Raw genomic sequence first — 14510 nt, forward strand, 5'->3', positions numbered from 1 at the left:
ACTGCTTTGCGCTAAATATATTATTTTGGTAAAAACAACAATAACAATAGCCCGAACTTTAGAAGCTTCGGGCTAAGTAGCTATTTAAACAAATACATAGGGCCCCAGAACACTACTCCCTAACCAACATCGCCACCGACTCCACATGTGTCGTTCTCAGCAAGGGAAGGCAATTCCCCCCTTTCATTTACGTAGGATTTTTTTTGCTTAAACATCTTACTTTCGACGGTATTTGTGAAGCCCGTTTTATAAATGAACTTCAGTTTGTGTGGTTCTGGCTGTGTAGGATCAGCAAAGTCTCCTATAATAACCTTCTCAACAATGCTTTCGAAAACATTACGGTCAAAGGCAGAAAGCCCTTCATGCTTTTGCAGCACCTTTCTCAAATGCTCCAATCTCTTTTCCAAATCAACTTCCTGTCGCGAGCCTTTTTCTAGCTGAGTCTGCTCAGCTAAAAGCTTACTGAGATGTGCCTCCAGTTCCCCATACCGGCTCTCATAAGTAGCTCTATCTATTTTTTCATCCAAGCAAAGGTCAATGAGCTTACAACGCTTTTGCTCCAATAGCTTGATTTCATTTTTTACTTTATTTAGTTGCCGAATATGGCTCTGATTGTTAAGAACAGTTTCCATATTTCCCATCAACTCATCTAATACATCCGTATGATTACTGCACAATCTCCGATAAGATTCAAGGAAAGCACCTTCAAGTACATTTTCGAATAGAGCCTTGCTATGTGGACAATACCTTCTACCCTTTTTCGTTGCAGTGACGCATTGCCAAATTACCTTTGTATGATTCGTTCCACTATGCCAGTTTCTCCTGGATAAGTTACTCCCACAAAAGGCACATTCCAGCTTGCTGCTAAAAGCAAACTGTCGGCTATATTTATTACGTTTTCCCTTTTCAACGCCTCTTAATCTTGCTCCTCTTCGATGCAGGATAGCCTGAGCCTTTTCAAAAACCTCTTCACTGACTATTGCTTCGTGGTGATTTTTTATATAAAATTGGTCTTCCTCGCCATAATTCTCCAGCCTTCTTTTTGAAATCGGATCGACTGTAAATGTCTTTCCTTGAAGCAAATCACCTTTATATTTTTCATTTTTAACAATGCCAAGAATCGCACCATCCTGCCAAATACTTCGACCTGCCCGTGTTTTATGACCCGCGGCAGTTAGTTCCTTAGCAATCATATGAGCCCCATAGCCAGCTATGTAACGCTCGAATATATAACGAACGATTTCCGCTTCCTTCTCATTAACAGATAATTTCTTCGTTTGAACATCATAATCATAACCCAGGCAGCTTTGGAATCCAACAAGCTCACCACGCTTCATTTTCATCTTCAAGCCCTTTTTAACGTTTGAGGATATATTTTCAACCTCTTGCTGTGCCACTGAGCTTAAAATAACTAATAACAATTCGCCATCCATCGTCATAGTATTGATATTCTCATCCTCAAAAAAAACAGCTACATTCTGCTCCTTGAGCATTCGCACATATTTGAGTGTATCTAGCGTATTTCTAGCGAATCGGGAAATTGATTTGGTGATAACCATATCAATTTTTCCGTTCATGCAATCATCAATCATTCGCTGGAAGTTCTCACGCTTGTTGACCTGTGTCCCCGTGACTGCTTCATCTGCATAAATATCTACAAGCTGCCAGTCCCCTCGTTTGTTCACAAGCTCAGTGTAATAAGCAACCTGTGATTTATAGCTACTAAGCTGTTCCTCAGTATCTGTACTTACTCTTGCATATGGGGCTACTCTTAAAATATCGGAGGCTCCTCCGCCTTTTCGATCAGATATTTTTCGGCTGGCCTTAATCACTTCTACTTCATATGCCATTGTTATTCCTCCCTCAGCGCTTATTATCTCGGAATTAGTATAATAAGACTGGGTGTAATCAACAATTGTGCGAATCAGGTTGTCAGGTCAGAAATCACACCGTAGTCCTTCATGATTTTGCTTTTGAGCGCACGAAACTCCTGTTCGGTAATTAGAGATATAGATAATAGCTGCTTGAGCATAGCAATTTGCATGCTGTATCGGATCAGATTGCGCTTCATACAATACCTCCCAATAAAGTAGATTAAGAAAATCATTATTAAAGGGTTTTATTCAAGATAAATACATAGTTTGGCACAAGTTTAAATGAAAGGGGCATGCGAATGCCCCTTCTCCTCTGTTTTGGTTTGACGATTTACTTATCCAGCGAACGATGGTTAGTCATTCTCATAGGTAGCTAACCTCTCCCAGGTTCTCTGCGAGCTGCCCCCATTGCGATAAGCTGTGGCTGGACAGAAGTATCATTATACTTCGCATGGATCGTCGCCTTAAATGGAACCACCATTTATTTACTGCATGGCAAAATCGCTTGCATCTTAAATAATACAAGATGATTATGGCGCACCTACAGACTGGCTTTCTCCTTTTGGAGCATGCGAAGAACGTAACGGATAAGACAAGTATTTTGTTTTCAATGAACAAGGAGGTTTTATTCCTCTACTTATCGTTTCATTTTTAAACTAAAATCGGAACTTAAAAAATGAATTTGATTCTAAGACATGAAACCAAAATTAGAACTTGATCAATTGAACGCTTCAATTACATTTATGTTCTAGGATTTTCTAGGTAAGTTCTTGAATTCTTAATAAGAATTTTGAAAATAGTAAGCATAAAAAAACAACACTCAATGTTAACACTTTGAATGTTGTCTACAGATTAGACCTGGTATTAACTTCAAACATATAAATTGAACAATTCAAAAACATTCAAACATCCGATCGATCATTCAATATTTTCCTTATTTTATCTACAATTTGATTTTGGGTAAGCCCTTCATAAAGTTGTTCAATTTTACTTAACAATCCTACTTCTTCAGCTTGTATGTCTGAATCATCTTTTAATTTTTGCATAAATTTTTCTTCTAACTTCTTTCTGAGAATCGGCTCACCTATTTCTTCAATAACATACCTTATCTTCTTTTTCTCACCTTTACTTAATCGCTCTTCTTTATTACATAATTTAATAATTTGATTTATTTTATTTTGCGCAAAAGCTCCATAGCAATCTTTTATAAAAAACTCATTGTTCATTACTCGTTGAATATTTTGAGCAAAAGCTTTAATAGATTCCCTCTTATGAACCTTCCCTTCAACAAACTCTAACGCGATTATTGAGTCTTTATTCAAATCAGACAGTAGAAAGGGAGAATGTGTAGTCATAATTAACTGCACACTTACTCCAACCTCAATATACTTCATGTAGCTGAAGTAGTCCGGGAGAATCATCTCATCCAGGTAAGAAACTACGTAATTTATTAAGTTTCTAGACCATTCCAAATGCATAGTAGATTCAATCTCATCAATTAGAATAATTATGTTCTTTCTAATCTTGTGATTCATCAATCCAATACGTTGATTTACAGTAGTTTCATAAATTTCATGGACAATGATACTGAGCAGTTCAAGGATTTTTTTCTCACCAGTAGAAAGCTGAACCCTCTCTATATAAAAAGGCATTCTAATTTCAATTTGTTGACCTGAGTATCTAGTATTTAACTCATCTTCATCGAATACATCTTTATTTCTACGATCATATTTGAAGTGATACATAATAAAATCTCTGAGTTTTGTAAGGCAATAAAAGAAATTTATTATATTGTCAACTTTATATGAAGATGGCACTACCAATTTGAACTCATCTACGCCTGGTAATATATGATCTTTTACTTGGTAAAGAGCTTGAAAATATTCTTTTACGTGCATAATATAATTTTCAATTAGAACAACCTCTTCTGAATATGCATAATTCTTCTTTTTAAATACACCAGAGTACTCCTCAAATATTTCTAAGTAGTCATTAAGCGAATAAGTGATCTTTTCGTGATACTTTCTATTGATGGTGTGTAATTCATCTGTTTGTTCGTCTGTTAATAATGTATCTCCGGAAACAACAATAGAATTCAATAATAAATAAAACATACGAGAAAAAAAATCTTCCATTAATTCTTCTTCAACAACTAACATCCCACCAATTCTTTCACCGGAACTCTTTCTCATTGATGGAATAAAAAATCCATCATTCAAATTTTTCAGATAATCAGATGTTTGGAAAAGAATATGAATATTAGGACTCTGAATAATATTTTCCTGAAACAAATCCAAATAAATATTATACCAATCTACCCATGAAAAAACAGAACCTGTTACTCTAGGAATGAATTCAGCATAACTTGGGTTAAATAAAATATGGCTATTACTTGAACTTCTTATCAAATCATCCCTAATATAAATTATCCTGTCTTTAATTTCTCTCTCATAGATTTTATCAATTGTATAAATGCCTTCATCATTATTCCGAAAATAAAAACTACGGACTATGTCTGAATTTTCTTGTGATATATTCTCGCGGTCAATGATGTTCTCAATTTGAACAATACCTACCCCTTCAAAATAAAATATATTTTTCTCCACATGGAAGATCATAAAATATCGGTCTTTTATTTCTCCTCCTTCAATTTTCAATAATTCAATCCTTTCTCTAATTTCTCTTCCTACAATTTCAAGAATTGAACTTTTTCCTGAACCATTTTTCCCAACAATAGCTGTAATATCTGAAATGCTTTTCCCATAGAAGTTTTTAAAATACTTCGGATTGCTTTTAATCAAAATTCTATTATAAGCTTTATCGTACTCAACTATATATTCACTGGAAAAGTTGAAGAATATATCACTAAAAATATCACCTAGTGATTCTACATACATATATAGTAACTTCATATTTTGATGTTTCCTTTCACTATTCCTAACTCTTTCCCAATATCTGAAACCATTTTGGACAACGGCCTTTTTCCATAGTTCTCAGACTCAACATATGCTCCTATGATAAGTTGTTCAAGTTCTTGTTTTGAAGCGAATACCCCCCTAAATTCTCGAAATAATTGTTCCTGATACTCTTCTATATAAATCTCTTTTTTTATCAATAATTCTTGAACCACATCTTTATGAATCTGATACAATTCCTCAAGTTCTAATATTTTTATATTTTTATCCAATATTTTGTTTAAACCTAAATCAATTAATATCTGCAGTTTTGACAAATCAGATAAGTATTCAACTCCTTTAATGTCATAACTTAAGGTGAGCATGTCATCTATTTCAATAGTGTTATCATAAGGAGAATAAGAAAAATCCTTACTCCCCTTTTTATGGTTACAACTTCCACAGACAGGAACTAAATTATAAAATGATACTGATAGAATAGGATAATCACTCTTATTAATAAAATGGTCTAATTGACAACTCGTTTTTCTTGAACTGCTGTTAATAAAGTTTCGATTACAATAGGGACATACCGTTACTCCAAGGTCACGAACAAAAGCAAGTCGATCTATATTACACTGGTACACTGTTTTCAACAAATATCTTTTCAAGGCATTTGTCATTTTCACTTTATTAGAATCAATATAGTCTCTAATAGAAAGCAATTTTTCTAGATCGGCTGTTACGATTTTCTCAAAAGAAGTTGTTAACTTTTCATTTTTTTTATCGGGAAAAAGATGGTCAATATCCAAATTTAAATCGCACCAATTATTTACACTGTTGATGTAACTACCTTGGCATTTTTTTTTCAAGTGTTCATAGTAGTTCCTTACTATCTGTTGTCGAATATTAACATCTTTTTTCATGAAATTTAGTTTGATCAATACTGTGCACCACTTTATATATATATTTTTGCACATTAATTACATTAATGACATACAACAAAACTGAACTGTATATAACTCAGTTCAGTTTTGTAACATTTATTGGACTCAACTCGCATTCAAACTCATAGCATACTCCTCAAGTCGTGTAATAATCCCCGCTTCTCCAGAACTTCTAGGATAAATTGGCTCATACGACAAATGGTCTTTAATACCATACGTTAGGGCATGGGAGATACATGCCGTAACTACAACCGATAAATCAGAATTTCTAGCATATGCCGTCGTTTGATCTGTAGCTCGATCACTTGTGCAAACATTAACTGTAATAAGGGAATTTCGTTTCATTATTTGGTCAGCCGCCCGATTAGCTGCCTTTTCTCTACAGGAAAAAATAGTGATTTTCATGTTTTTCAATTTTTGTAGTGGATCGCTGTTATCTTGTGTAATATCCTGAACCTGTTTACGAAGCAGTTCCAAAACGTCATAATTACCAGATACCTCTTCACCAAGTAGAATTAGATAATCTCTCAATGAATCCATATCTTTTTCAAACTTGTCATATAGCCTACCAACCCACTCATCCCAAACGGGCTTGATTTCCATTCCAGGAACGCCATAGTCCCGAAATAACTCCATACAGTCAAATATAGAAGATAGCAAACGTAGAATCGGCTGAAATGTTAGCCATTCTTTCATGTAACGCCACTGTGCGTCAGCTTCTCCCGGCTTCTTAAGTAAAAGACCATCCAAGAGCTTAATTAAGCTCTGTAAAGTCTCCTCGTTCTTATTTGAAAATATACGCATTGCTTCAGCCACGTTTTCGTAGAGATCAACATCATCAATTCTTGGAAAATCACGGTATTGAACAATGAATTGAACAAAAGGTAGAAGAGCACGTGCTAGTATTGATCTTTTTATAGACTCAGGCTCTTCAACAATCCAATCAATAAAATAATCGTTGACTCGTAGTGCTGACGTAGGTGTCCAATCTATATCCTTATTTTGAATCTGCTCATACCAATCTGCTAAGAACTGATAGTCATTTTGGGCAGAGTGCAATAAACCAAAATATGTGTCCCAATCCTTTGGTATTAATTTATCTTCAACTTTTACCCATTCTTCTATCCCAAAATTTTTATTTTTGGATGCCAGATCTTGAACCTGATGTACAAGACGACATCTGGATAAGAGATCTGGACAAGGAATATCTGCAGATTGACTAAGAACTGGCACTAAAGTGCTAAAATACTCTCTAGATGCATATTTCCTCCACGTCACTGTCAGATCTTCAAATAAACTTCTATATTGATCTTTTGGTAAGCCTAAATTAAGTAGTGTACGCAACCAAACTGATGAGATTTTCATCTCTTCTGATGTTCCCTGCATATGAGAAAGAAATATTCGATGAAGTTCTCCATACGTATCTTTTAATTCTTCGCGTGGCCATTGTGTATCTTCAGAAAAAAATCGCAACAAGTATAACATTGACAAGTTCAATGTATCTTGTGTTGTCTTACTGCCATCTTTCAAAAAATTCTTAAACTTTTCCATTTCAGCTGAATTATCTAGAAATCCATCTCTATGCCATTCAACTGCCCCACGTCTAGCTAGCATTGTTGCTTGATTAAGATCAAAATCCTCCATCTTATCAAACCATTCATTCCATGATCCTGGAAGCGTAGCACTAACATTAGATTCCTGTATATTAGATTTTTTATCATTTAAAGGATATAAATACTCAAAACAGGTGCGCAAATGTCTAGTAGTTAGTATTGATTTCCAGTCTATTATTGTTGTTGACTGGAATATTAAATCCACTACTTGTTTATCTATGGTCAGATCTTGTAGTTCATAGGCACATATTAACAATAACTGAATCTGTTCTTTGGACAAAGGCAGTTGCACAGCTAGCTTAAATGCTTCTTCATATCTACTATTATCCGCTAGACTTTTTGCTTCCTCTAAAGTAAAAACTGCTATTTCTAATGTTTCTGTTATAGAAGTTGAGTCGTTTGTTAATGATCGAAGTAGCGGTTCAATTGCCTGTCCAGAAGCCAATGACAATATTTCATTACGCAATTCATGCATAGGTTCCTCCGGCATGACCGAGCGTAACATGAAACACATTAAAACATGAGGATGTGTTAGGGAACCGCGTACTCGAAACAATGATTGATACACCGGCCAAATCTCTTCACTAAAAACTTTTTTCATACTCTCAGAATCAGATTCTAGCGTCTCCAGATACTCCGAGTACACCGCACGTATGATCCCTTCTGTTACTCTTGCCGGTCGTGGTGATTTTAATAAATCTTCCATTTGTGGATGAATCAAAATTTCTTTCCAACAATTCAATCTTGATAACATTTCAATTCTCATAAACAATGCATTGCGAGGATCAATTAAGTTATGACGTTCCAAAATTACTATTTGTGCTTCAGCAAGACCATGTTCACCAGCCTGTAAAGCTAACTCAAAAGTTCTTAATAGCGGAGCTGGGTCAGTGGGAATACTTACTCCGCGTTCTGGTCGTTCTCGTAGCAGACGAAATAAATCTTGAACCTTCTGTCCAATGGCCTTATCGTTTCCACGAAATTTAAAAAAATGTCCATTAGTAAAAATTCTAACATTTTCATCTTGAATATGATTAAAATTATCCACTTGATAAAAATCCATACTGCTGTATGTGGTTCCAACAAAAGATCGAATCACTTCTCGCACTTGTGTAAATGAGTTTTCATTAAAAGCGATTGCAAACCATGTAAATGATTTATCTTGCTCCATGTAAGGCAATACTGTAAAAGTAGGATACTCTCCTTCTAATCTAGCTAAATATGGTTTAAATCTGTCTCCATAGTCCCCAGTATTGATTTTGTCCCATATGAGCAAATTGGGTAATGCATAAAATCGTTTTAGAAAATCGTGAACTATCTGAGATAACATTTATTCTCCCCCCTTCCCCCATGATCGTCCCCATACAATTCTGTTCTCTGAAACTTCAGATGGGTCAACCGTATATTGGACAAACTCTTCAAGTGTAGTAATTCCGTTATTAGTAAAGTTCATCGATCCACTCAAAAAGTAACCATCCCCTAACAACCCTTTACGATGAAGAACAGCATTTTGATGAAGGTTATTCCATGGTTTGGTAGTCTTTCTTTTAATATTATCTATGAAATGCTGGTTTGATTTAACTGGGCGTGTTTCAAGAAAAAATTCAGTTCCTCTCTCCATTAACTCCACAATGACATCAGTAAAAGTAATGTTTTTCCGAGCCCATTCTGGATTAAGTAACATGAATTCATTAGCTCTATTATTAATGACTAGAATATCTGAAATCCATGGTGAAGCAAGGAAGAGCCAACGGCTCGGCCTAATTAATTCAGCGACAAGGATGCTTTGTAATAAATCCGGTATCTCCCGAGAAGCAGCATTGGTATATATATATCGTGTCATAAAAGTGCCTCCCGAATTTCAAAATGAATGATAAACATTCCATTGTCTCTCGTGATTCCTTCTACTCGAGGGTAAGAATGTAAAAAGCCTAGATCAAGAGGTGCTGCAGTAAGACTTAAAATAATATCATTGATTTCTAGTTTGTTATCCTGCGGAACAAGCAACTGAACAGATCCATATGAGATAAGGGATTCTATCATCAGATCTCTCCAATTAGGTGTACAATATTCGACATGTTTATGGAGTTTCACTGTATTCAACAATAATTCACGATCCGTCGGAACCGGAGACTTAAATGGATTGTATGATTCTAATGCTCTACGACGTATTTGTGAACCTCTTGGCCAAATCATGCCGTAAATCACATTAAATCTCCAATTAACATCATCAGATGCACGAGGATCAATGTGATCAAGTGCTGATATTAAATTTGCTGACTTCCCACTATCTACACTAGAGACATAAGCAAAGACACGAGCATCCATTTCGATACCAAGTCTACTTTCTTCTCTCTCCCACAACTGTAATAACTCGAACATAAAACAATCAGTCTGTTGGTTACTTCCAGGTCTTAGCAGACGGTTAAATAGTCCATTCATCACAGGATGTGTCACTAATATTCCAGAACGCTCCATAACTTTCTTAATTCCCTCTACCGCTTTAGTAGTTTCCTTATATCCATTGGCGTTACGAAACTCGTAAAGTTGACTTTGAAGTTCTTCATTTATCTGTGTTTCTTTGATTATACGTGACAACTCACTATGAACAATTTCGGCATCAGACGGTGTAAGAGAACTTTCTATCAATCTGAAGAACCTCCGAGGATCTCTTTGATACTGCTTAATAATCTCCTCAATAATACCACTCCCACCCTCAATTGTTTCCGTAACCCAGATCTCTTGATCTTTATCCAACCAACTTCCATCCTCTTGTCTTTGAGGTCCACCACCAATATCGAGAAGCAATTCACCATTACGATGAGGACCAGCAATTTCTAAACATGCTGCCAATATTGCTTCACCTAAAGTAGCGATCCAACGCTTTTTAGCCCAGTTATTCCAGTCTTCTGTTTCCTCTGACCAAAGAATAACTGCTAATGATTTTAATCTTTCGCCTATTAATGGGATCTCGAACATAGCTTTTAACTTGAGATGAGTCCGCTGATAATGAGCCTCCTCTTCAATATCAGAGATCTCTTCCTTTTCTAATACTTGAAAAATAACATGCATCACATTATTCATTATCTTTGGAAAATCATTTGAATGAATATGGTCACAAGCTTCAGTTAAGGAGAGGTCATTGATTAGTGCAATTTGTAACAAAGCAGACAGGTAGATCTCCGCCATACGTTCCAGCACAAACATGTTCCCTTGTTCCATTAAGCATGGATCATTCATAACAGAATACTGAAAATACATTGTCCTAAATGATCGAAGTTTTGCAGTATTTAAATCAGCAGATGAAATAATAGTATCTGGAACATTCATCAATTCGAAGCGAATACCATCAACTTGTTGGACAAATCCTAAAGCAGCCGATTTTCCAGGCTCTAAGCCAAATCGAATAGAAAGTTGCACCGGATCCGATTGAGTGACTAATCTTACAGATGCTTCCGAACCAATAGCAAATCTTCTTACTGTAACAGCGCTAAATGTATCATGTGTAAAAAAACGAATATCCTTCAAAAGAGATGACCAATATAATCCTGTAGGAACTTCTACATCTCTACCATATTCGCCATCATCAGAAATTATTTTTTCTTCATTTTCAATAAATGCTTGTACAGAAGGAAATATCTGAGACTTCCATACCAAATGGGCATTAGATTTAGTATCAACATTAAAATTAGATTGTGCAGGTTTCAATTTCCACGGTCGGATTACTGGCAGTTCAACAACACTACCGTCTTTGTTAATATATGAAAATAGGCCAAGAATTCGATATTCGTCTTCATTGCAAAATGTTGAGATCATTAACTCTGATGACTCTCCAGTTTCACTCGGTTTAAGCGTAGGCGGGGCAATCCAATGACTTTCTCTACTATGATCGATTCCAAACCTTCTGGATACACGTCCTGGCGCAAAAGTGTTCAACGCCTGTAGAATATCCATTGATTGATCTTCAACTTTATCTGAAGGCAGAACAATGCTGACCTCTGGCAGGCTAAGTTCACTGAATAACGTTGACGGCACAAACTCTGGTAGTGGATGATTAGATATGTGTGTCTCTTTAGCACGAGAATCTCCTACTACCCCCCAATTTGTTTCTAACCGCCTAAGCAACGTCGGAAGAACCTCTAACATAAGTGAACGAGGAGGATCCCATAAAATAGCTCTAACATCTTGCTGCGTTATACTCAATGCTTTCCGAATATAAGTTTCCATTCTCCCCCGAATTGAGCTATCATCTATTACTTTCTTGATTAATTTACGTGTTTCTCCCCGTAATAATTTTTGATACTGATCTGGATAGCTATGATCAAGAGGTTGCGCAAACATTTGCCACAGGCTTCCTACTATAAATTTTTTATGCCTTAACTCATAAGCGATCCAATCCATAAAAGCAAAAACGGCTTGAATTCGCAACACGTAACGATTCATAATCGGCAGTTCTTGTCTCTCTAAAACAGGTTGAAAGAGTGTTTCATAACTTTGATACATATATCTATCTCGGCCAAAGTCAGATAAAACAGTGACCATCCATGGACGCATATCTGGGTCTCGACCAGCACGTCCTTTTCTCTGTACAAATGAAGCTAAATCACGTGGAGCTTTGTGCTGGATAACTGCTCCAACTAATTTATCGTTGAAACCCACTTCAAGTGAGGGAGAAGCTATAATAACTTCTGCTTTTTGATCCACACCTGTGTCTTGTGAACTGGTTCTTCCAACTATTAAAGATTGGACCAAGTCATGACCAATATCTTCAGCAAATAACCATGATTGCCCATTCTGCATTCGTTGTTTTGCCTCATCATTATTGTGACTCCGTAAAGCAGCAAGTGGATCTCGATCAAGTTTTTTGGGATAATTCTTCTGATTGGTATCTCTCGCTTCAGCATCAAGAAGTGTGTGAAATAGTCTATTGGTAACATCCAAATCGTCCGTGAATAAAAACAATTTTGAACCATATGTAGTGCCATTCCCATCTGATGGTGTTCTATCTAACATTCGACGCAGTAGCATCGCTGTTTGAATTGTTGTTGAGAGCAATGAAGTACCCGATGCCGGATCCCCACGTAGTAACAATTGGTATTCCTTTCCCTTTTCTTCAGGTTCACCATATGATGAATCTACTTCAGCAACTTTGGTGCGTGCCAGCCCTGTTAACTGGCTAAAAAAATCACCTGAATCCCGCAATGTTGCGGATAAGCCAACGAATTGAAGTGGCACCCCACCTAGCACATGCTGCCATCTGCGTAATAACAGTGCAACTTGTGCACCATGGGTTCCAGTGTAGGTATGAACCTCATCAAGTAACACAATTCGAGGAGATTGAGATGTACCAATTCCAATAAGAGAACCATATTTTTGATCACTCATATAACGATTCATCATTTCCGTTGTTGTAAATAAAATGTCTGGCGGGTTTCTAAGCATTTTGTTTCGAGTTAACGGTAGAACTTCACCCTCAATAACAGTATTACATTCCCTCTTAAGACAAATTAGTCGTTCGAGATTACTATCATGATCTGACTTACTCCAAATTAGATCACTTTTGCAACCAGGGCATTTCAGGAATGGACAGACATAGCCTTGCGATGTCATTTTCCATTTACTTTTTACCTGATTTTGATTAGTAGGCGTGTCTCCAAATACTGCACCGATTGAGATAGGACGTTCCAAAGATTTCATTTTATTTAATTCGAGAACCTCTTTAAAAGTATCCATAAACTGATCTTTTAAAAGTTCATTTCTTGGATATAGTGCAACTGCTTTTGTCCAATTTGTCTTATCAATCCGCGCAGCAATCCACGTTAAAGCTGGCAAATAAAACGACAATGTCTTACCAGTCCCAGTGCCAGATGTCACGATAAAGCCTCGAGATTGTTCATCTTGAAGATCTTTAAACATTTGAATAGCAGCTTCTTGTTGAAAGTCAGACAACTTATAAGTAGAGCCCTTGCCTTCCAAGAAATAACGAAGCACATCAGCCTCTAATGAATTTAATAATCCTTTAGTGGTGTCGATTAGTGATTGGGAATTAATGTTTCTTTTGGGATAAATGCGAATTTTCTCCTGAAAACGAAAATCGGCAACCAAAGTTGGAGAGGATTGCCACGCCTTTGTAGGAAACCACTGCCGCAAACGTGCAATCAATCTAACTGTTTCCGCCATCCGCGTTCGCCATACCTCACCATCTCTGGATGGCAACATCGAGATATGCAGGTCTTCAAGCAATGCATTTATTAATTCCTCTGCTGAGAAATCATGAATCTCATGCCGCTCAATAAAAGACTCGGCCAAACTTGTCAATTCTTCATCAGTGAAATATCCTTCCACATACCCCCAAGAAAGATATTTAGCTTCTTCTGCTTCCAATTCATTCAAGAATAATTGCTTCCAGTCCATCTTAGGTCCCCTCATTTCAATAGATCGTAATATTCTTCACTTGAGCAGTTAACCCTTAAATCCGAATAGTACAATCATTATAAATCCCATGTTCACTAAGCCATTTCAATACATCTTCTGTTAATATTGACAAAGGTGCTCCCGTCGAACTTCCTGCCAGCCTGAGAAATTCTAGTATCTTAGGAGGAAAATTTCCTTGACCAAATTTAATCCAAAGTTGATGTAGCACTTTACTCATTTCTCTTAATTTTTCAATCTCATCACTATCATTCGGTAATTTACTCTTATGAAATCGTAATGAATCCATATATTGTTCTATAAGTTCAGTTTCCCGTTTGAAAGCAGGTACTCTCTTAAAAATACTTAATGTATCTTGCTGTATAGTGGGCATTAAACTTTCGATATATAGTTTCCATTCTTGCAATAACTCTTGGCCAACTGATGTCACAGTAGTACTAATGACCTTTATAAATGCATGGAAAGATGTCTTCTCAAGAACCATCTGCGGATTTTCAATAAATAATTGCGCCTTCTCTTTTGCTATTACTTCTATAGGGCTAAGCAGATCTGTTAATTCTGGACAAGGTATCCCAGCATCTCGCATTAACAAGAATTTAGACCGAATCTTTGCTAATTCTATAAGGGCATTACGAAGTTCAATGTGACGTGTTTTAAACAACTGAATTTGTTCTTTATTCTCTTCTAATAACTTTTTTTTCTCTACTAACTCGATAAATGTTGCCGATTTTACAGCAAGCATTTTCCCAT

The 14510-nt window shown here is 36.3% G+C and carries 8 protein-coding genes; all 8 read right to left on the reverse strand.

What is annotated here, in order from left to right; genetic code table 11:
* Window positions 1-119: 119 nt before the first annotated feature.
* Window positions 120-1850, reverse strand: coding sequence for a recombinase family protein (locus ACR8BL_RS12675; protein WP_434752938.1), 1731 nt, complete (start codon window positions 1848-1850; stop codon window positions 120-122).
* Between the two features lie 74 nt (window positions 1851-1924).
* Window positions 1925-2071 (reverse strand): SHOCT domain-containing protein, encoded by a 147-nt coding sequence (locus ACR8BL_RS12680; RefSeq protein ID WP_071639650.1) that lies wholly within the window; start codon window positions 2069-2071, stop codon window positions 1925-1927.
* Window positions 2072-2776: 705 nt separating this feature from the next.
* On the reverse strand, window positions 2777-4786 hold the full coding sequence (locus tag ACR8BL_RS12685; RefSeq protein WP_071639649.1) for an AAA family ATPase: 2010 nt from the start codon (window positions 4784-4786) through the stop codon (window positions 2777-2779).
* Window positions 4783-5694, reverse strand: a complete 912-nt coding sequence (locus ACR8BL_RS12690; protein ID WP_434752939.1) for an HNH endonuclease — start codon at window positions 5692-5694, stop codon at window positions 4783-4785. The genes ACR8BL_RS12685 and ACR8BL_RS12690 overlap by 4 nt, the downstream gene beginning before the upstream one ends.
* Window positions 5695-5820: 126 nt before the next feature.
* Entirely contained in the window at window positions 5821-8658 is a 2838-nt protein-coding gene (locus ACR8BL_RS12695; protein ID WP_434752940.1) for a hypothetical protein, read from the reverse strand.
* Window positions 8659-9171 (reverse strand): phospholipase D-like domain-containing protein DpdK, encoded by a 513-nt coding sequence (gene dpdK, locus ACR8BL_RS12700; protein ID WP_434752941.1) that lies wholly within the window; start codon window positions 9169-9171, stop codon window positions 8659-8661. It lies immediately after the preceding gene.
* Window positions 9168-13742 (reverse strand): protein DpdJ, encoded by a 4575-nt coding sequence (gene dpdJ, locus ACR8BL_RS12705; protein WP_434752942.1) that lies wholly within the window; start codon window positions 13740-13742, stop codon window positions 9168-9170. Before dpdJ ends, dpdK begins: the two co-directional genes overlap by 4 nt.
* Before the next feature lie 55 nt (window positions 13743-13797).
* Window positions 13798-14502: a hypothetical protein gene (locus tag ACR8BL_RS12710; RefSeq protein WP_071639644.1), complete on the reverse strand. Its 705-nt coding sequence runs from the start codon at window positions 14500-14502 to the stop codon at window positions 13798-13800.
* Between the last annotated feature and the right edge of the window lie 8 nt (window positions 14503-14510).

Origin of the sequence: Paenibacillus amylolyticus, assembly GCF_051136285.1 — a bacterium.
GTDB classification, from domain to species: Bacteria; Bacillota; Bacilli; order Paenibacillales; family Paenibacillaceae; genus Paenibacillus; species Paenibacillus amylolyticus_F.

Excerpts from the sequence above, each read along its gene's own strand:
- dpdJ (WP_434752942.1), bottom strand. The coding sequence starts at position 13,742 with ATGGACTGGAAGCAATTATTCTTGAATGAATTGGAAGCAGAAGAAGCT.
- ACR8BL_RS12710 (WP_071639644.1), bottom strand. The coding sequence starts at position 14,502 with ATGCTTGCTGTAAAATCGGCAACATTTATCGAGTTAGTAGAGAAAAAA.
- ACR8BL_RS12675 (WP_434752938.1), bottom strand. The coding sequence starts at position 1,850 with ATGGCATATGAAGTAGAAGTGATTAAGGCCAGCCGAAAAATATCTGAT.
- ACR8BL_RS12685 (WP_071639649.1), bottom strand. The coding sequence starts at position 4,786 with ATGAAGTTACTATATATGTATGTAGAATCACTAGGTGATATTTTTAGT.
- ACR8BL_RS12695 (WP_434752940.1), bottom strand. The coding sequence starts at position 8,658 with ATGTTATCTCAGATAGTTCACGATTTTCTAAAACGATTTTATGCATTA.
- ACR8BL_RS12690 (WP_434752939.1), bottom strand. The coding sequence starts at position 5,694 with ATGAAAAAAGATGTTAATATTCGACAACAGATAGTAAGGAACTACTAT.
- ACR8BL_RS12680 (WP_071639650.1), bottom strand. The coding sequence starts at position 2,071 with ATGAAGCGCAATCTGATCCGATACAGCATGCAAATTGCTATGCTCAAG.
- dpdK (WP_434752941.1), bottom strand. The coding sequence starts at position 9,171 with ATGACACGATATATATATACCAATGCTGCTTCTCGGGAGATACCGGAT.